Raw genomic sequence first — 16,766 nt, 5'->3', positions numbered from 1 at the left:
CGGGAAACCGACGAAGCCGGCGTCGAAAACGTCACTTTCTATTCATTCTGACAACATGTTTGCCGCGTATTGACAGTACAAAATCGGCGGTGATACGATTCATTCCACAAACCCGACTATGCGCATCGGGATTATGGGAAAAGCAACCGGACCACCGGAGACACCCAATATAACGAACTTATCAAGTAAGGTGGGGGAACGCATGGAACGCATGAATCAGACAAATCAAACGAATCAACAAAAGAATCAACAAACGAATCGACCGAAACGAGTCTGCTTGCTCATAAGCGCGCTGGCCGCGGCGGCGATGCTGGCGACGGCTTGCGGCGGAGGAACGGCGGCGACGTCGACCGACGCGGCGCAGCCGGGGGCGTCCCGAACGGCGGCCAAGGCGGTCGAGCTGCTGAACGTATCGTACGACCCGACGCGCGAGCTGTACGAAGAGTATAACGCGGCGTTCGCGAAGCATTGGGAGGCGGAGACGGGCCAGAAGGTGAAGATCAACCAATCGCACGGCGGCTCCGGCAAGCAGGGGCGTTCCGTCATCGACGGGCTAGAGGCGGACGTCGTGACGCTGGCGCTCGCGTACGACATCGACGCGATCCAAGGAGCGGGCTTGATCGCGGAAGGGTGGCAGGAGCGGCTTGCGGATAACAGTTCGCCGTACACGTCCACGATCGTATTCCTCGTCCGCCAAGGCAATCCGAAGGGTATCAAGGATTGGAACGATCTCGTTCGCGACGACGTGGAGGTCATTACGCCGAATCCGAAAACGTCGGGCGGCGCGCGCTGGAACTTCCTTGCGGCGTGGGGTTACGCGCTCGAGCAGCACGGGGGCGACGAAGCGAAAGCGATGGAGTTCGTAAAAAAGCTGATCCAAAACGTGCCCGTGCTCGACTCCGGCGCCCGCGCCTCGACGACGACGTTCGTCGAACGCGGCATCGGCGACGTGCTGCTCGCCTGGGAGAACGAAGCGTTCCTGTCGATCAACGAGCTGGGACCCGACAAGTTCGAAATCGTCGTGCCGTCGCTCAGCATCCTGGCAGAGCCGCCGGTGGCGGTCGTCGACAAGGTTGCCGAAAAGCGGGGCACTTCCGAAGTCGCGAAGGCGTATCTCGAATACTTGTATTCCGAAGAAGGCCAAGAAATCGCCGCGAAAAACTATTACCGGCCGCGCCTTGCGTCCGTGGCGGAGAAATATAAAGACCAATTCCCGGAGATCCGCCTCCTTACGGTCGACGAAGCGTTCGGAGGCTGGACATCGGCGCAGGCGAAGTTTTTCGCCGACGGCGGCGTATTCGACCAAATTTATCAGCCGTGACGGCGTTTGAAATATCGACGCTTGGAGGGAGCTACTGTTGAGCAAAACGAACGGGATCGATGCGGCGTGGCTGCGGCGCATCGCGGAAAGCTTATCCGGAATCAAATACGGCAGCGTCCACATTACGATACACGACGGAAAAATCGTGCAAATCGAACGAACGGAAAAACGCCGATTCGACAATCCCGCCAGACCGACTGGAGGAGAAGGGACTCTTGAAAAATAATCTCGTGCAAAAAAGCATTTTACCCGGCTTCGGGATGACGATGGGTATTACGGTAATATATCTCAGCGTGATCGTTTTGATTCCCCTGTCCGCCGTAGCGCTGAAAGCGGCGAGCGCCGGCTGGGCGGGGCTGTGGGAGACGATCACCGACGCGAGGGTGCTGGCGTCGTTCCGCGTCACGCTCGGCGCCTCGTTCGCCGCGGCCGCCGTCAACGTCGTCTTCGGCTTCTTGGTCGCCTGGGTGCTGACGCGGTACACGTTCCCCGGCAAGCGGTTCGTCGACGGTCTGATCGACTTGCCGTTCGCCCTGCCGACCGCCGTCGCCGGCATCGCGCTGACCGCGATTTATTCGCAGAACGGCTGGATCGGCCGCTGGCTGGAGCCGTACGGCATTAAAATCGCGTTCACGCCGCTCGGCATCACGACCGCGCTTATCTTCATCGGGCTGCCGTTCGTCGTCCGGACCGTCCAGCCGGTGCTGCTGGAGCTGGACGGCGCGGTCGAGGAGGCGGCGGCGAGCCTTGGCGCGAAGCGGTGGACGACGTTCCGCAAGGTGCTGTTCCCCGAGCTGCTGCCGCCGCTCATTACCGGCTTCGCGCTCGCTTTCTCGCGAGCGATCGGCGAATACGGCTCCGTCGTGTTCATCTCCGGCAACATGCCGATGAAGACGGAAATCGTGCCGCTGCTCATCATGACGAAGCTGGAGCAATACGACTACGCTGGCGCGACGGCGATCGCGCTGCTCATGCTGGTCGTCTCGTTCGTGCTGCTGCTGCTCATCAACTTCCTGCAGTGGCGCAGCCACCGCCGGTTTACATCCAGTTAGGAGGAATCAGCAATGGGCGGATACGTATCTAACGCCGGCGGCGGCGTCTCGCTGGAGGCGCGGCCGCCGCACTTGACGGAGCCTAAATTCGTGCGATGGCTCTTGATCGGGATCGCGCTGCTGTTTTTGGCCGTCGTGCTGGTGCTTCCCCTGATCGTCGTCATCGCGGAATCGCTCGCGAAAGGGTTCGAGGTGTACCTCCAATCGATCGTCGACGAGGACGCGCGCTCGGCCGTTCGGCTGACGCTGACGACGGCGGCGATCGCCGTGCCGCTGAACACCGCGTTCGGCGTGGCGGCCGCCTGGGCGATCACGAAATTTCAATTCAAAGGCAAGCAGCTGCTCGTCACGCTGATCGATTTGCCGTTCGCGGTGTCGCCCGTCATATCCGGTCTCGTGTTCGTGCTGCTCTTCGGCGCGCAAGGGCTGCTCGGGCCGTGGCTTGCGGCGCACGACGTGAAAATCATCTTCGCCTTGCCCGGCATCGTGCTGGCGACGATGTTCGTCACGTTCCCGTTCGTCGCGCGGGAGCTGATCCCCGTCATGCAGGCGCAGGGAAGCGGCGAAGAGGAGGCCGCCGCCAGCATGGGCGCGAGCGGGTGGCGCATCTTTTGGAACATTACGCTCCCGAATATCAAATGGGGCTTGTTATACGGCATTATTTTGTGCAACGCCCGCGCGATGGGCGAGTTCGGCGCCGTCTCCGTCGTCTCCGGCCATATTCGGGGGCAGACGAACACGCTGCCGCTCCATATCGAAATTTTGTACAACGAATATCAGTTTACGGCTTCCTTCGCGGCGTCGTCGCTGCTCGTGCTGCTCGCGCTCGCCACGCTTCTAGCGAAGAGCGCGTTGGAATGGAAGCATCGGCGGGAACTCGAGAGAGGAAACAAGGGGGACGAATCGCATGCACATTAAGGTAGAAGGACTGACCAAACGGTTCGGCGGCTTCGAGGCGTCGAAGGGCGTAACGTTCGACATCCGCGACGGGCGGCTCGTCGGCTTCCTCGGGCCGAGCGGCGGCGGGAAGACGACGATTCTCCGCATGCTGGCGGGGCTAGAGACGCCGGACGCCGGCGACATCTGGTTCGACGGCCGGCGCGTGAACGACGTGCCGCCCCAGAAGAGGGGCATCGGCTTCGTGTTCCAAAACTACGCGCTGTTCCGTCATATGAACGTGTTCGATAACATCGCGTTCGGCCTGCAGGTGCAGAAGCGTTCCAAGGCGGACATCCGCCGCCGGGTAACGGAGCTCGTCGAGCTGACGGGTCTCGCCGGCCTCGAGAAGCGGTACCCGCATCAGCTGTCGGGCGGGCAGCGGCAGCGCGTCGCCTTCGCGCGGGCGCTGGCGCCGGAGCCGGAGCTGCTCCTGCTCGACGAGCCGTTCGCCGCGATCGACGCGAAAATCCGCAAGGAGCTGCGGACGTGGCTGAAGGAGATGATCCGCAAGGTCGGCATCACGACGATTTTCGTGACGCACGATCAGGAGGAAGCGGTCGAGGTGGCCGACGAAATCTTGATCGTGAGCGGCGGGCGCATCGAACAGCAGGGAACGCCGATCGAAATTTACCGGCAGCCCCGCACGCCGTTCGTCGCGGGCTTCGTCGGCGAGACGAACGTGCTCGAGCAGCCTGCGGCGCTCAAGGGCTTCGAAGAGGTGGGGGCGTCGGCGAAAGCCGTCGTGCGGCCGGAATTCGTCGAAATCGTCGGCACCGGGACCGCGCACACGCATCCGCATGCGGCGGAGCGCGGCGTCGTCCGGAACGTATATTTCCGAGGGAAACATTGGCAGGTGGACATCGAGCTGGAGGCGGGCATCGTGACGACGTACCGCTCTGCCGAACACGCGCCGCTCTCCCCCGGCGACGAAGTATGGACGCTCGTTCACCGCATCTATACGTTCTCGGAAGGACGCTGCGTCGTCGTCGAGAACGGCATGAAGGTCGATCCGATGCCGGTGTATATATAAAGAAGAACGAGGCTGCCGTCCGGCAGCCTCATTCCTGTTCATCGGCGCTCTCGTATCGGTTCATCGCCCCGAGCGGCGGCGCGTACACATGCAGGGAAACGGCGCGCGTCTCTCCGTCGTTGCGCATCCGATGGATGACGCCCGCCGGAGACGGCATACACTCCCCGGGCGAGATCGCCTCCGCCCACGTCCGCTTCAGCCTCCCGTCGTCGCCGCAGCGATACAGCACGTTCGTCAGGCGCCCCTCCGCGACGATCGCGCAGCCGACGGACGCGCCGTGATCGTGCACGGCCGTAGCCGCTCCCGGCGGCAGATGAATGACGATCGCTTCGAACCGGTCGTCCGCATAGACGACCGCTCGGCCGTAAGGGTACCGCCCCGGCGGCTCGATATGCGGCTGCGTGAGCGCCGCGGCGTCTTGAAGGTCCTTCAGCGCGGAGCGAATCCGCTCGACGGTGAATGTCTTCTCCTCCTGAAACCGTGCAGAAATCCATTCCCGCAAATCCATACCCCGTTCCTCCCGATGCACCTATAGTCAACCGACCGCCGGCAGGTCGTTATGTACCATACGTATTGCGCCGGACGCCGGGAGGTTCCGGCCTTGTCCGAAGACGCGCCGCTGCGCGGCGGCGGCGAATGTCGTGAAAACCGGGCGTTCGCCCAAGGGTAAGTGTCAGACCGGAGGAAAGCCGCCGTTGCGCCCCGGGAACCGCCCGGGCTACAATAAGGGAAGAGCAGGACGGGGAGGAACATTGTTCCAAAAATATTTTATCGGGGGACAACCGATGAATCGGGAATCGATCGTAAGCTATTGCATGGACAAGCGCGGGGCGAGGGAGGATTATCCGTTCGGCCCGGAGCCGCTCGTCATGAAGGTGGGCGCGAAGATGTTCGCCCTCGTGTCGGGGAGCGATCCCGTCCACATTTCGCTGAAATGCGACCCGGACACGGCGATCATGCTGCGGCAAGAATTCGAAGCGGTGAAGCCGGGGTACCACTTAAACAAAGCCCATTGGAACACGGTCGTCGTCGACGGCTCGGTGCCGGAGAAGGACCTCTGCTGGATGATCGATCATTCGTACGCGCTCGTGTTGAAATCGATGCCGAAGCGGGAGCGGCTTGCGTTCGAGGAAGAAGCAAAGTAAAAAGACGGTTCGAGGGGCAGCCCTCGGAACCGTCTTTTTCACTGATGACGCTTATAATCCCTTCGTCTTATCGTCATTATAAGACGAGGTGAAGATCGTAACCAAAAACATCGTAAGGACCAGCATCACGATCCAGAAAACCATGGAGAAAGACACGGCTCGGACCTCCTTCTGAGAATCTCTATGCCCTACATTATAACCCCATAGCGCGGAAAAGGGAAACGACCGTTCTGTGAAAACTTTTCGCTTTACAAGACGGGCTTATTAATCTTATAATTCCTATTAATATACTAGGGATTAAGATAGAGCGGGTGAAACCATGGATATCACGACAGCGATCATCGGTTTGTGCGTAGGCTTTCTAGTCGGTCTCACCGGCGTCGGAGGGGCGGCGCTGCTGACGCCGGTTCTCGTGTGGATCGGCATTCCCACGTCGGTGGCGGTCGGGACGGACTTATTTTATAACTCGATTACGAAATTATTCGGCGGTTTTCAACACTGGCGGCAGCATACGGTTCAATGGAGAATCGTCGCGCATCTCGCCGCCGGCAGCATTCCCGGGGCGATCGTCGCGGTCGGCTTGCTGAAGCTGTTCGACCAGTTCTTCGACAATCAGGAGCATATTATGAAAACGGCGCTCGGCATCATGCTGGTCGTCGTCGCCGCGGCGATTTTGCTCCGTCTATTCGGATGGAAGTCGGAGAAGGAAAACAAATGGCAGACGATGCCGTTCGAGAAAAAACGGTGGATCACGATCGCGATCGGCTTCGCGCTCGGGTTTATCGTCGGGCTGACGTCGGTCGGTTCCGGCTCGCTGTTCGCCATCGCGCTCATCTATTTGTTCCGGATGAAGTCGTCCGAGGTCGTCGGCACCGATATCGTCCACGCGTTCTTCCTCGTCACGGTGGCGGGTGCGCTGCATGCGGGTATGGGCAACGTCGATTATATGCTGGCGTTCAATTTGTTGATCGGCTCCATTCCGGGCGTGCTGCTCGGGAGTGCGCTCAGCGCGAAGGTGCCGTCGAAGCCGCTCCGCGCGGTCGTCGCGACGATCATTCTGCTCAGCGGCATCAAACTGATATAAGATCGATTGGATAGGGACACCCTAATCGGAACGAGGCCGCGCCGGACAGGCGCGGCGGATCGGCGAGAGGGGTGTTTTTATTATGTACGATTGCATCATCGTCGGCGGCGGCATCGCCGGCCTGCAGGCGTCCATACAGCTCGGCCGGTACCGGCGGAAGACGCTCGTCATCGACCGGGGCGACGGGCGGTCGGCGATGTGCCGCAGATACCGCAACGTGCTCGGCTACCCGGACGGCGTGAGCGGCGAAGAGCTGCGCGAGCTGGGGCGCCGGCAGGCGATCGGGTACGGCGTCGAGTTTCTGCGCGGGGACGTAACCGAGGCGGGGCGGATGCCGGGCGGGTTCCTCGTGCGGTGCGAGACGGAGAACAGCTTGCCGACGGCGTACGAAGGCAAGACGCTGCTGCTCGCGACGGGGGTGAAGGACCGATTCCCGCAGCTAGAGGGACTTCGGCCGTGTCTTGGGCTCAGCGTGTTCATTTGCCCCGATTGCGACGGCATCGAAACGCGCGGCAAGCGCACGATCGTGCTCGGCTCCGGCGACGCGGGCGCGTCGATGGCGGCGGCGCTCACGTATTTCTGCGACGATTTGGTGTATGTGAACCACGACGGCAAGCCGGTGTCGGAAGGGCTGGACCGCAAGCTGCGCGAACATCGGGTCGACCGATGCGACGGCCCGATCGAGCGGGTGCTCGTCGAAGGGGACGAAGCGGAAGGGCGCTTCAAGGGCGTGCGGCTCGCGGGCGGCGTCGAGCTTGCCGGCGAGCGCGGCTTCATCGCGTTCGGCGGCAACGACGTGCGGACCGATTTGGCGCGCCAGCTCGGCGTCGAACGGATGGAGAACCAGCATATCATTACCGATCCGCGCACGAAAATGACGAGCGTGCCCGGCGTATGGGCGGCGGGAGACGTGGGCGTTCATTCCGAGCAGCTGACGATCGCGATGGGGGAAGGGCAGCAGGCGGCGATTTGGATGCACAAATGGCTGCTCAAGCAGGAGAAGGAAGCGTCTGCGCCCGCCCCCGCCTCGGCGCATAGCTTGGCGATGGCGGGCAAACCCTAAGCCGGCAGGCACATGACAGGAGGTTGAATCGCAGATCATGAAGAACGACGCGAAGGTGACGCACGAAGAGAATGAAATGAATCGGATGAGCGGCACAGAAATAGCGCTCGACGACCAAGGTCCGGGCGGCCGCAACGTCGTGTCCCGGAACGAAGGAGTCGCCGGCAAGGAGGCGCTCCGCTCGATGGCGCTCAACGAGAAAGACAAGCGCAAGCTGACCGACCTCGAGACCGGCGACGAGAGCGATCCGGATTTCGAGCGGGACAGCATTCCGCGCGGGCCGTACCCGTACACGTAATCCACGAGGCCGATTACGGCTCCGCGCGCGCGGCGGCGCCTCGCAGCACGTCCGCGAACTGCTCGAGCGCCGCGACGCCGGCCGGCGTGACGGCGTAGATGCCGCGGCGCTCGCGGCGGAACCAGCCGTACACGTTCCGCCGCAAAATCGACTGGGCCATGTCGCTCGCGATCAGGTCGCGCACCTGACGCGGCGCCAGCGGCCCGTGAACATGAAGCGCTTCCGCGCAGCGGAGCGCTTTTTCTCTGTAGGCGGTGACGAGCTTGCGCCCCGTCGCGCCTCCGGCGTTGTAGTCGCCCGAGCGCTCGCGGAACTCGTCCAGCAGCTTCGCCGTGCGGCGTCCGGGCGCGCGCGGGGCGATCGCGGCCGCGCCGGCCGCGGGCTCGCAGTGCAGCTCGACGAGGGCGGGCTTGCGCTTGTACAGCCTTACCGTCAACAGGCCGACGCCGATCAGCTCGCACAGCCGCCGCAGCTCGGAGAGGGCGAACGCGTTCTTCCGGTCCGACCGTTCCGCGGCGACGTACACATGCGGCGTCGTCGCGCGCCGCTCGACCGCCTGCAGGAACAGCGACAGGTTGAAGCGCTTCTTCAGCTCTACGACGACCGGCCACGGCTCGCCTTCGCGCACCGCCACGACGTCGCAGCCCCGCACCTCGCCCCGCACCTCGTACCCGCGGGCTTCGAGCCATCGCTTCACGGGGGCGTACAGCTCCGTCTCCGCCTTCGCGCGGCGCCCCGCCTTCTCGGACTCGGGCTCCGCTTCCAATCTCAGCTCCGCCGCTTTCTTGGCTCGCTTCGGCTTCGCGGTCTGTCTCGCTTCCTCCGCCGCATCCGTTCCCGCCTTCGCCTTCCGTACCTTGTCTCCCGCCGCAGCTCCAGATTCCGCGAGAACCTTTTTCCCCATACCTGACTTCTTCCTTCCGAGCCTTGTTTGTCCCCGTATTATAGCATGCCTCCCCGCGCGGGTTCCCCGAAATTTGTACGAATTTTCAGGTCAAGGTTTGCCCTGTGGGCGCATAGACTGAATTACGCACGAAAAACCAAGGTACAGTGAATGCCCCTCCGCCGCCCAGGTGCATTGCTGCTTTTCCAGCGTCCGAGAAGGAGGTTATGCTATGGACATCCTAAAGCGTATCTCGCAATTCCGAAGTGAAGAGGAACATCTTGCGTGGTCCGGCACATTCGCCGAGTACCTCGAACTTGTCCGCGAGAAGCCGTATCTCGCCATGACCGCCCATGCCCGCGTGTACGAGATGATCAAAAGCGCCGGCGTCGAGAACGTGGACGGCCAAAACCGATATATGTTTTTCGAGAAAGAAATATTCGGTCTCGAACGCGCGCTGGAGAAGCTGGTCGAGGAATATTTCCATTCGGCGGCTCGCAGGCTTGACGTGCGCAAGCGCATTCTGCTGCTGATGGGACCGGTGTCGGGCGGCAAATCGACGATCGTCACGTTGCTCAAGAAAGGGCTCGAACAGTTCTCCCGTACGGAACGCGGCGCCGTTTACGCGATCGAGGGCTGCCCGATGCACGAGGAGCCGCTGCACCTCATTCCGCACGGCCTGCGTCCCGAAGTCGAGAAGGAGTTAGGCGTCAAAATCGAAGGCAGCCTGTGCCCGTCGTGCCAAATGCGCCTGAAAACGGAGTACGACGGAAAAATTGAAAACGTGCGCGTCGAACGGGTGCTCATTTCCGAGGAAAACCGCGTCGGCATCGGCACGTTCTCGCCGTCCGATCCGAAGTCGCAGGACATCGCGGATCTGACCGGCAGCATCGACTTCTCGACGATCACCGAGTACGGCTCGGAGTCCGACCCGCGGGCGTACCGGTTCGACGGCGAGCTGAACAAGGCGAACCGCGGCCTCATGGAATTCCAGGAAATGCTGAAGTGCGACGAGAAATTTCTGTGGAACTTGCTGTCGCTGACGCAGGAGGGCAATTTCAAAGCGGGGCGGTTCGCGCTCATCAGCGCGGACGAATTGATCGTCGCGCACACGAACGAAACGGAGTACAAAGCGTTCATCGCGAACAAGAAGAACGAAGCGCTTCAGTCCCGGATGATCGTCATGCCGATTCCGTACAACTTGCGCGTATCGGACGAAGAGAAAATTTACGCGAAGCTGATCGCGAACTCGGATATGAACCATGTACATATCGCGCCTCATGCGCTCCGCGCGGCGGCGATGTTCTCGGTCATGACGCGCCTGAAGGAATCGAAGAAGCAGGGCATGGACCCGGTCAAAAAGATGCGCATGTACGACGGCGAAGCGATCGAAGGGTACAAAGCGGCGGACGTGAAGGAGATGCAGAACGAATTCCTCGACGAAGGCATGAGCGGGGTCGATCCGCGCTATGTCATCAACCGGATTTCGTCCGCGCTGATCCGCCACGACATGACGTGCATCAACGCCCTCGACGTGCTGCGCGCGATCAAAGACGGATTAGACCAGCACCCGTCGATCACGAAGGAGGAGCGGGATCGGAACCTGAACTTCATTTCGCTCGCGCGCAAAGAGTACGACACGATCGCGAAGAAGGAAGTGCAGAAGGCGTTCGTGTATTCGTTCGAGGAGTCGGCGAAGACGCTGTTCGAAAACTATCTCGACAACGTCGAGGCGTATTGCAACTGGACGAAGATTCGCGATCCGCTCACCGGAGAAGAGATGGATCCCGACGAGCGGCTGATGCGGTCGATCGAGGAGCAAATCGGCATCTCGGAGAACGCGAAGAAGGCGTTCCGGGAAGAAATTCTGATTCGGATGTCGTCGTACGCCCGGAAAGGGAAGACGTTCGAGTACGGTACGCACGAGCGGCTCCGCGAGGCGATCGAGAAGAAGCTGTTCGCCGATCTGAAAGACGTGGTGAAAATTACGACGTCGACGAAGACGCCGGACGAAACGCAGCTAAAGAAGATGAACGAGGTTATCAAACGTCTGATCGACGAGCACGGCTATTGCCCCGTTTGCGCCAACGAGCTGCTCAGGTACGTAGGCAGCCTGCTGAACCGCTGACGGGCGGCAAGGCGGACCGGATCCGCCTTACCAGAACGACTTGCGCTTATGCCGCTCCTTCCGCGATACTTCCGCGGCGGGGGCTTTTTGCTTTTCGCCGTCGGCTTCTTGGCCGGAGGCGGCGTGTTCGAAGGCGCCGCCCGCCTGCGACATGAACGGCAGCGGCAGCGGCTCGAGCTTCCAGACGGTTTCCTTATCGGGGCGGCCGCCGGACGCGGCCGCCTTGAGCAATCGGAGCTCCGACTGCATGTCTTCGATCATGTGGAGCAGCCGGAGCTGATTGCGCACGAGCGCGTGCAGCAGCTTCCGGTCCTGCTCGTCCCACGCGGAGTCCCCAGGGGCGGCGGCGGCCTCCTCCTCGCCGAGCAGCATCCGAAGTTCCGCTTCCGTCAATACGTCTCTCAACAATTCCGTTCCCCCCAACCGGCTGTCCTAGCGATTCAAACTACTTCCAATTTACCACAATCCGGCGAAGGTAGAAACTTCCGATTATTGTGAAAATACGGGCAGCGGCTCCGCCATCTCCTCGAGCGTCAAATCGTACGCATACGCGGTCAAAGCGGCGTCGCGTCCGACGTATCGGATATGCCACGGCTCGTAGGCGTAGCCGGTGATATCCTCCTTATCCCGGGGATAGCGGATGACGAAGCCGAATTTGTAGGCGTTGTCCGCGAGCCAGCGCCCCTCCTTCGTCGCGGCGAACGCCGGGACGAGCCGGTTGCCGACGCTGCGCGCCGACACGTCGAGGGCGAGCCCGGTTTGATGCTCGCTTGCTCCCGCGACGGCGCTGTAGCGCTCGGCATGATCGCGCCCTTTCGTGCGCACGTTAAAAGCGAACAGCGCCTGCTGCGTCTCGAACGACCGGTAGCCGGACACGCCGACGAGCCGGACGCCGTCCCGCTTCGCGGCGTCGAACAGCTGCTCCGCCGCCCGGGCGGCCGGTTCGCGCAGGAGCCGCTTCTCGTGCGCGCCGTCGAAGGCGAACGGAATGTCCGGCTCGGTCAGATCGTCGGGCGCGTAATTCGGCGGCAGCGGGTGCTCGCGGTTGACGACGACCGCGATGTCGGCGGCCGTGCGCTCGTTCGCGAACCGCAGCGAGGGCTCCGGCTTCGCGGCGGCGACCGCCGCCGGGTGCGTCGCGGCGAGCCGCTCGTGCGCGAGGTCGGCGGCGCGGTAGGCGGCGAACAGCAGAAGCGGCGCGAGCGCCGCGATCAAGAAGCGGCGGTACGTGGGCTTGGGCATGAGGTGCATTCCCTCCATTTTTTTGATCATGGTTATCGGTTTTTTGCGGTTTTAGGTCGGTCGTCTGCTTGCTATGAATGTATGCGGCTTGTCCTTGTGATAGAATGGATTGCGGTCCCGCCCTGTTCCGGTCGGGAGACGGGAATCCGAGGAGGAACCAATTCATGCGGCATTGGAAAACGATACTCGCGCTGGCGCTGCCTTCGATCTTATCGTTCGCGACGATGACGGCGTCGGGCACGATCAACCTGATTTTGGTCGGGCAGCTGGGCGCGCTCGTCATCGCCATCGTCGGCGTCAGCAATATTATTATGTACAATGCCTGGGCACTCTTTTCGGGGCTCGGGCATACGATAAATTACTTGGTCGCGCAGAGCTACGGCGCAGAGCGGATGGACGAAGGCGTGCGGCGCACGTACGTCGCTTTGCTGGTGGCGCTCGTCATGGGCGGGGCCGTATTCGTCGTCGGCTGGTTCGCTTCGGCGGTGATTTTGACGCTGATGGGCGGGAGCGAGGCGTTCGTTAAGGAAGGGACGCCCTATCTGCAGCTTCGGTTCGCGGCGATGGCTTGCTCGATTCCGATCTTCGTCTACCACGGGTTTATGCGCGGCGTCGGCGACACGCGCACGCCGATGCTGCTGACCGTACTCGGCAACGGCGTCATGATCGCGCTCACGTACGGGCTCGCCTTCGGACGTTGGGGGCTGCCGGAGCTCGGCCTCGCCGGGGCGGGCTGGGGCATGCTGGCGGGCGAAGCGATCGGGCTGCTCGGGTGTTTCTACGTTTATTATGTGCGCATGGGGCGCCGCTTCGGGACGAGACGGCGCATGAAGCCGTCGCTGGCGGAAATCAAGCTCGTGTCCGCGGAGAGCGGCAAGCTCGGGCTGCAGGAATTCGCCATGAGCGTCGCGATGCTCATCTTCACCCGGTTCGTCATGGAGCTCGGCACGACGGCGGTCGCGGCGAACGAGGTCGCGCTCAACGTCATGTCGTTCGGGTTCATGCCGGCGTTCGCCTTCGGCGCGACGGCGACGATTCTCGTCGGGCAAGAAATCGGCCGGGGCGCGCCGGAGCTCGCGCGGAAGCTCGGCACGCACACCGCGGTGCTCGGCAGCTTGCTCCTGCTGCTGCTCGGAGCAATCGAATTCGTCTTCGCGGAGCAAATCGCCCGGTGGTACTCTCATGACCCCGAGGTGTACGAATTGACGGCGCACCTGATTCGCGTGGCGGCGTTCCTGCAGCTGTTCGACGGGTTCTACAATTTTTACGGCGGGGGCCTCCGGGGCATCGGCGATACCGCGTTTTTGATGAAGACGGCGGTCGCGCTCAACTGGCTGCTGTTTTTGCCCGCGGCGTATTTGTCGGTGTTCGTGTTCGATTGGGGCAGCTACGGCGCTTGGGTATCGCTGTACCTATATATGACCGTGTTCGGACTGACGCTGATGGTTCGCTATTACCGCACGGATTGGTCGCAGGTTCGGATGAAACAATTGGCAGGCGATTCCGGGAAATAATAGAGTTGCGCGCGGCTGAACGGTGGTTTATAATCGTGAATCATATTGCATAAATATGCGAATGCAGGAGGGACTTATATTGGGAAATAAAGAGAAAAAACCATTTTGGCTCACAATTTTGGCAATTATTGCCTTATCTCTGGTCGTAGCGGCATGCGGGCAAAACAACGCCGGCGACGCGACGCAGGGCGGCGAAGTGACGCAGCCGGCGACGGAGGAGCCAGCGGCCGAGGAGCCTGCGCCAACGAACCTGCTCGAGACGATCAAAGCGTCGGGCAAGCTTCGCCTCGGCACGAGCGCGGACTACCCGCCGTACGAGTTCCATAAAATCATCGACGGCAAAGACACGATCATCGGCTTCGACATCGAGATCGCGAAAGAGATCGCGGCCGACCTCGGCGTCGAGCTCGTTATCACCGACATGGGCTTCGACGGTCTGCTTACGGCGCTGCAGTCGGGCAACATCGACATGGTCGTCGCCGGCATGACGCCGACGCCGGAGCGCGCCGAAGCGGTCGATTTCTCGGACGTGTATTACACGGCTATTCAGAAAGTCATCGTTCGCGCGGCGGACCAAGCGACGTACACGACGATCGAGTCGCTCGCCGGCAAGAAAGTCGGCGCGCAGCTCGGCGCGATCCAAGAAGGCGTCGTTACGGACCAAATGCCGAATTCCGAGCTCCGCGCGCTTTCGAAGCTGCCGGATCTCATCCTGGACTTGAAGGCGGGCAACGTCGAAGCGGTCGTCGTCGAAGAGCCGGTCGCGAAGGCGTATATCGCCGCGAATCCGGAGCTCGTGTTTGCGGACATTAAGCTGGAGCAGGATGAAGCGGGCTCCGCGATCGCGCTGCCGAAGGGCTCCGCCGAGCTCGTCGAAGCGGTGAACGCGACGCTGGCGCGACTCAAGCAAGAAGGCAAAATCGATCAGTTCGTCACGGACGCGACGAACGCGATGGAATAACGGAAGGCGAGGGGGCAGCGGAACACCCGCTGTCTCTTTTTCCGTCTTAGGAGGGGAAGCCGGTCATGCCGGAGAAGCAGAGCACTTGGGATACGCTCGTCGACATTTTCACAAAATATCAAACGTTTTACTATGACGGCCTGAAATTTACCGTGATGCTCGGCGTCGCCAGCATCGTGTTCGGCGTGCTGCTCGGCACGGTCGTGGCGTTGCTGCGGCTGTCGCGTATCGCTCCGCTGCGCTGGATCGCGGCTGCGTACATCGACTTCCTGCGTTCGACGCCGGCGATCGTGCAGGTATCGCTCATTTATTTCGGGGGCACGCAGCTGTTTCCGGCCATTCCGGACATGATGGGGCTGCCTTCGATCTTCTTCTACGGCGTGATCGCGCTCTCGATCAACTCGTCGGCGTATGTCGCGGAAATTATGCGCGCGGGCATTATGTCCGTCGACAAAGGGCAGATGGAAGCGGCGCGCTCGCTCGGCATGCCGCACGGCATGGCGATGCGGCTGATCATTATGCCGCAGGCGGTGAAGAACGTCATTCCGGCGCTCGGCAACGAGTTCGTCGTCGTGATGAAGGAGACGGCGGTCGTGTCGATCATCGGCGTCGGCGAGCTGATGTACAAAGCGGGCGTCATTCGAGGCATTACGTACAAAGGGCTTGAGCCGTATTTGATCGTGACGCTGTTCTATTTCGTCGTCATCTTCACGCTGTCGAAGCTGGTCGGACTGCTGGAAAGGAGGATGCGCGCCGGTGATTAAAGTAACGGGATTGACGAAGAGCTTCGGCAAGATTCACGTGCTGAAAGGCATCGACACGACCATCGCGAAGGGCGAGGTCGTCGTCGTCATCGGGCCGAGCGGCTCCGGCAAGAGCACGTTCCTGCGCTGCTTGAATTTGCTCGAGACGCCGACGTCCGGCGAAATCGAGTTCGACGGTTTGCCGCTTACGGGGCGCAAGACGGACATCAACAAGCTGCGCGAGCGGATGGGCATGGTGTTCCAGCAGTTCAATCTGTTTCCGCACTTGAAGGTCATCGACAACATTACGATCGCGCCGAAGAAGCTGAAGGGCATGCCGGACGCGGAGGCACGGGCTTTGGCGATGAAGCTGCTCGCCCGCATCGGGCTGCAGGACAAAGCGGAGGCGTATCCGTCGCAGCTGTCGGGCGGCCAGAAGCAGCGCATCGCGATCGCGCGGGCGCTCGCGATGCAGCCGGCGGTCATGCTGTTCGACGAGCCGACGTCGGCGCTCGATCCGGAGATGGTCGGCGAGGTGCTCGACGTCATGCGCGAGTTGGCGCGGGAAGGGATGACGATGGTCGTCGTCACCCACGAGATGGGCTTCGCTCGCGAAGTCGGCGACCGCGTTGTGTTCATGGACGGCGGCGTCATCGTCGAGGAGGGGCCGCCGGAGCGGCTGTTCGCCGATCCGCAGCATCCGCGGACGAAGGAGTTTTTGCGCAAGGTGTTGTAAGGCAGGCGCATATGGCGCATGGTGCATCCCCGGGCGGGGCGATGGTTGGTCCATCGCTTTCGCTGCGGGGATGTTTTGCGTTGGCGGGAATAAGCGCAAAGCTGCGCTTAATCGCCGCGGCGCGGCCTGCCTGAGGCGGAATAAGCGCAAAGCTGCGCTTAATCGCCGCGGCGCGGCCTGCCGGAGGCGGGATAAGCGCAAAGCTGCGCTTAATCGCCGCGGTGCGGCCTGCGCAACGCCCCCCGACGAACAAGACCGCCCGCCCCTCGGGGACGAGGAGCGGGCGGTCGATGCGAGCAGGGCGCCGTCCCCCTGCGGCGGGGTCATCAGGCAAGAGCGGCTTCAACGGTCAATCGGGCCGCGCGTTAAGCTTCCGCCTGCTGGACGGCATGGTCCCAGCTCGGGAAGTAATACAGCGCGTTCCGAATGAGCTGCGGATGGGACTCCTTGATTTTCTTCTTGGACAACGGGTTTCCGTTCCGACGGAGCCGCCTGATTTCCTCAATGACGTCCAATGCGGTCATATCCGCTTCCATTGGGTTCACCTGCCTCTGTTTTGGAAAATGGAGGTACAGAAACAGTATTCCCTTATGCGCGAAATGTAGTCAGAAAATTCCAATAAGTGCA

The 16,766-nt window shown here is 61.8% G+C and carries 19 protein-coding genes; 14 read left to right on the top strand and 5 right to left on the bottom strand.

Annotation, left to right across the window (positions count from 1 at the left end; genetic code table 11):
• Nucleotides 1–307 precede the first annotated feature (307 nt).
• The 5 genes from VE009_RS01960 to VE009_RS01940 are packed head-to-tail and all read left to right on the top strand — an operon-like array spanning nucleotide 308 to nucleotide 4,342.
• Complete coding sequence (locus tag VE009_RS01960) at nucleotides 308–1,321, top strand: sulfate ABC transporter substrate-binding protein (protein ID WP_325005946.1); 1,014 nt, start codon at nucleotides 308–310, stop codon at nucleotides 1,319–1,321.
• Between the two features lie 37 nt (nucleotides 1,322–1,358).
• Nucleotides 1,359–1,547, top strand: coding sequence for a YezD family protein (locus VE009_RS01955; RefSeq protein WP_325005705.1), 189 nt, complete (start codon nucleotides 1,359–1,361; stop codon nucleotides 1,545–1,547).
• Entirely contained in the window at nucleotides 1,537–2,373 is an 837-nt protein-coding gene (cysT, locus tag VE009_RS01950; RefSeq protein ID WP_325005704.1) for a sulfate ABC transporter permease subunit CysT, read from the top strand. The genes VE009_RS01955 and cysT overlap by 11 nt, the downstream gene beginning before the upstream one ends.
• A gap of 12 nt (nucleotides 2,374–2,385) precedes the next feature.
• Complete coding sequence (gene cysW / locus VE009_RS01945) at nucleotides 2,386–3,291, top strand: sulfate ABC transporter permease subunit CysW (protein WP_325005703.1); 906 nt, start codon at nucleotides 2,386–2,388, stop codon at nucleotides 3,289–3,291.
• Nucleotides 3,281–4,342, top strand: a complete 1,062-nt coding sequence (locus VE009_RS01940; protein WP_325005702.1) for an ABC transporter ATP-binding protein — start codon at nucleotides 3,281–3,283, stop codon at nucleotides 4,340–4,342. The genes cysW and VE009_RS01940 overlap by 11 nt, the downstream gene beginning before the upstream one ends.
• A gap of 28 nt (nucleotides 4,343–4,370) precedes the next feature.
• Here VE009_RS01940 and VE009_RS01935 read toward each other — a convergent pair whose 3' ends face one another.
• Nucleotides 4,371–4,850, bottom strand: coding sequence for a cysteine dioxygenase family protein (locus tag VE009_RS01935; RefSeq protein ID WP_325005701.1), 480 nt, complete (start codon nucleotides 4,848–4,850; stop codon nucleotides 4,371–4,373).
• Nucleotides 4,851–5,127: 277 nt separating this feature from the next.
• Here VE009_RS01935 and VE009_RS01930 point away from each other — a divergent pair, with 277 nt between their 5' ends.
• From VE009_RS01930 to VE009_RS01915, 4 genes are all read left to right on the top strand, one after another.
• Entirely contained in the window at nucleotides 5,128–5,487 is a 360-nt protein-coding gene (locus tag VE009_RS01930) for an MmcQ/YjbR family DNA-binding protein (protein ID WP_325005700.1), read from the top strand.
• Nucleotides 5,488–5,806: 319 nt separating this feature from the next.
• Nucleotides 5,807–6,571, top strand: coding sequence for a sulfite exporter TauE/SafE family protein (locus VE009_RS01925; protein WP_325005699.1), 765 nt, complete (start codon nucleotides 5,807–5,809; stop codon nucleotides 6,569–6,571).
• 82 nt (nucleotides 6,572–6,653) lie between these two features.
• A complete protein-coding gene (locus tag VE009_RS01920) occupies nucleotides 6,654–7,634 on the top strand; it encodes an NAD(P)/FAD-dependent oxidoreductase (protein WP_325005698.1) in 981 nt (326 codons plus the stop codon).
• Between the two features lie 37 nt (nucleotides 7,635–7,671).
• Complete coding sequence (locus tag VE009_RS01915) at nucleotides 7,672–7,932, top strand: hypothetical protein (RefSeq protein ID WP_325005697.1); 261 nt, start codon at nucleotides 7,672–7,674, stop codon at nucleotides 7,930–7,932.
• Nucleotides 7,933–7,945: 13 nt separating this feature from the next.
• On the opposite strand, the gene VE009_RS01910 is transcribed toward VE009_RS01915, so the two are convergent.
• Nucleotides 7,946–8,836 (bottom strand): DUF2161 family putative PD-(D/E)XK-type phosphodiesterase, encoded by an 891-nt coding sequence (locus VE009_RS01910; protein WP_325005696.1) that lies wholly within the window; start codon nucleotides 8,834–8,836, stop codon nucleotides 7,946–7,948.
• A 211-nt stretch (nucleotides 8,837–9,047) separates the two neighbouring features.
• On the opposite strand from VE009_RS01910, the gene VE009_RS01905 reads away from it, so the two are divergent.
• Nucleotides 9,048–10,943 carry a PrkA family serine protein kinase gene (locus VE009_RS01905; RefSeq protein WP_325005695.1) on the top strand — a complete coding sequence of 632 codons (1,896 nt, stop codon included), beginning with the start codon at nucleotides 9,048–9,050 and terminating at the stop codon, nucleotides 10,941–10,943.
• Nucleotides 10,944–10,970: 27 nt separating this feature from the next.
• Here VE009_RS01905 and VE009_RS01900 read toward each other — a convergent pair whose 3' ends face one another.
• Both VE009_RS01900 and VE009_RS01895 read right to left on the bottom strand, forming a co-directional pair.
• Nucleotides 10,971–11,348, bottom strand: coding sequence for a hypothetical protein (locus VE009_RS01900; RefSeq protein ID WP_325005694.1), 378 nt, complete (start codon nucleotides 11,346–11,348; stop codon nucleotides 10,971–10,973).
• Between the two features lie 84 nt (nucleotides 11,349–11,432).
• Nucleotides 11,433–12,185 carry a M15 family metallopeptidase gene (locus VE009_RS01895; RefSeq protein ID WP_325005693.1) on the bottom strand — a complete coding sequence of 251 codons (753 nt, stop codon included), beginning with the start codon at nucleotides 12,183–12,185 and terminating at the stop codon, nucleotides 11,433–11,435.
• A 164-nt stretch (nucleotides 12,186–12,349) separates the two neighbouring features.
• Between VE009_RS01895 and VE009_RS01890 the strand changes: the two genes are divergently transcribed.
• The 4 genes from VE009_RS01890 to VE009_RS01875 all read left to right on the top strand — a co-directional run bounded on the left by VE009_RS01890 (nucleotide 12,350) and on the right by VE009_RS01875 (nucleotide 16,139).
• A complete protein-coding gene (locus VE009_RS01890) occupies nucleotides 12,350–13,699 on the top strand; it encodes an MATE family efflux transporter (RefSeq protein WP_325005692.1) in 1,350 nt (449 codons plus the stop codon).
• Nucleotides 13,700–13,778: 79 nt separating this feature from the next.
• Nucleotides 13,779–14,660 (top strand): ABC transporter substrate-binding protein, encoded by an 882-nt coding sequence (locus VE009_RS01885; protein ID WP_325005691.1) that lies wholly within the window; start codon nucleotides 13,779–13,781, stop codon nucleotides 14,658–14,660.
• Nucleotides 14,661–14,725: 65 nt separating this feature from the next.
• A complete protein-coding gene (locus tag VE009_RS01880) occupies nucleotides 14,726–15,424 on the top strand; it encodes an amino acid ABC transporter permease (protein ID WP_325005690.1) in 699 nt (232 codons plus the stop codon).
• Nucleotides 15,417–16,139: an amino acid ABC transporter ATP-binding protein gene (locus VE009_RS01875; protein WP_325005689.1), complete on the top strand. Its 723-nt coding sequence runs from the start codon at nucleotides 15,417–15,419 to the stop codon at nucleotides 16,137–16,139. Before VE009_RS01880 ends, VE009_RS01875 begins: the two co-directional genes overlap by 8 nt.
• A gap of 365 nt (nucleotides 16,140–16,504) precedes the next feature.
• Here the strand turns inward: VE009_RS01875 and VE009_RS01870 are convergent, their stop codons facing one another.
• Nucleotides 16,505–16,675, bottom strand: coding sequence for a hypothetical protein (locus tag VE009_RS01870; protein ID WP_325005688.1), 171 nt, complete (start codon nucleotides 16,673–16,675; stop codon nucleotides 16,505–16,507).
• Nucleotides 16,676–16,766 lie beyond the last annotated feature (91 nt).

This window comes from Paenibacillus sp., from assembly GCF_035645195.1.
Taxonomy (GTDB): Bacteria; Bacillota; Bacilli; order Paenibacillales; family YIM-B00363; genus Paenibacillus_AE.
Note: the sequence above shows the minus strand (reverse complement) of the source record. Positions and strands in the feature narration are given on the sequence as shown.

What these genes read in the sequence shown, in the direction of transcription:
- VE009_RS01960 (WP_325005946.1), top strand. Translation starts at nt 308, where the DNA reads ATGCTGGCGACGGCTTGCGGCGGAGGAACGGCGGCGACGTCGACCGAC.
- cysW (WP_325005703.1), top strand. Translation starts at nt 2,386, where the DNA reads ATGGGCGGATACGTATCTAACGCCGGCGGCGGCGTCTCGCTGGAGGCG.
- VE009_RS01940 (WP_325005702.1), top strand. Translation starts at nt 3,281, where the DNA reads ATGCACATTAAGGTAGAAGGACTGACCAAACGGTTCGGCGGCTTCGAG.
- VE009_RS01935 (WP_325005701.1), bottom strand. Translation starts at nt 4,850, where the DNA reads ATGGATTTGCGGGAATGGATTTCTGCACGGTTTCAGGAGGAGAAGACA.
- VE009_RS01930 (WP_325005700.1), top strand. Translation starts at nt 5,128, where the DNA reads ATGAATCGGGAATCGATCGTAAGCTATTGCATGGACAAGCGCGGGGCG.
- VE009_RS01925 (WP_325005699.1), top strand. Translation starts at nt 5,807, where the DNA reads ATGGATATCACGACAGCGATCATCGGTTTGTGCGTAGGCTTTCTAGTC.
- VE009_RS01920 (WP_325005698.1), top strand. Translation starts at nt 6,654, where the DNA reads ATGTACGATTGCATCATCGTCGGCGGCGGCATCGCCGGCCTGCAGGCG.
- VE009_RS01915 (WP_325005697.1), top strand. Translation starts at nt 7,672, where the DNA reads ATGAAGAACGACGCGAAGGTGACGCACGAAGAGAATGAAATGAATCGG.
- VE009_RS01910 (WP_325005696.1), bottom strand. Translation starts at nt 8,836, where the DNA reads ATGGGGAAAAAGGTTCTCGCGGAATCTGGAGCTGCGGCGGGAGACAAG.
- VE009_RS01905 (WP_325005695.1), top strand. Translation starts at nt 9,048, where the DNA reads ATGGACATCCTAAAGCGTATCTCGCAATTCCGAAGTGAAGAGGAACAT.
- VE009_RS01895 (WP_325005693.1), bottom strand. Translation starts at nt 12,185, where the DNA reads ATGCCCAAGCCCACGTACCGCCGCTTCTTGATCGCGGCGCTCGCGCCG.
- VE009_RS01890 (WP_325005692.1), top strand. Translation starts at nt 12,350, where the DNA reads ATGCGGCATTGGAAAACGATACTCGCGCTGGCGCTGCCTTCGATCTTA.
- VE009_RS01880 (WP_325005690.1), top strand. Translation starts at nt 14,726, where the DNA reads ATGCCGGAGAAGCAGAGCACTTGGGATACGCTCGTCGACATTTTCACA.
- VE009_RS01870 (WP_325005688.1), bottom strand. Translation starts at nt 16,675, where the DNA reads ATGGAAGCGGATATGACCGCATTGGACGTCATTGAGGAAATCAGGCGG.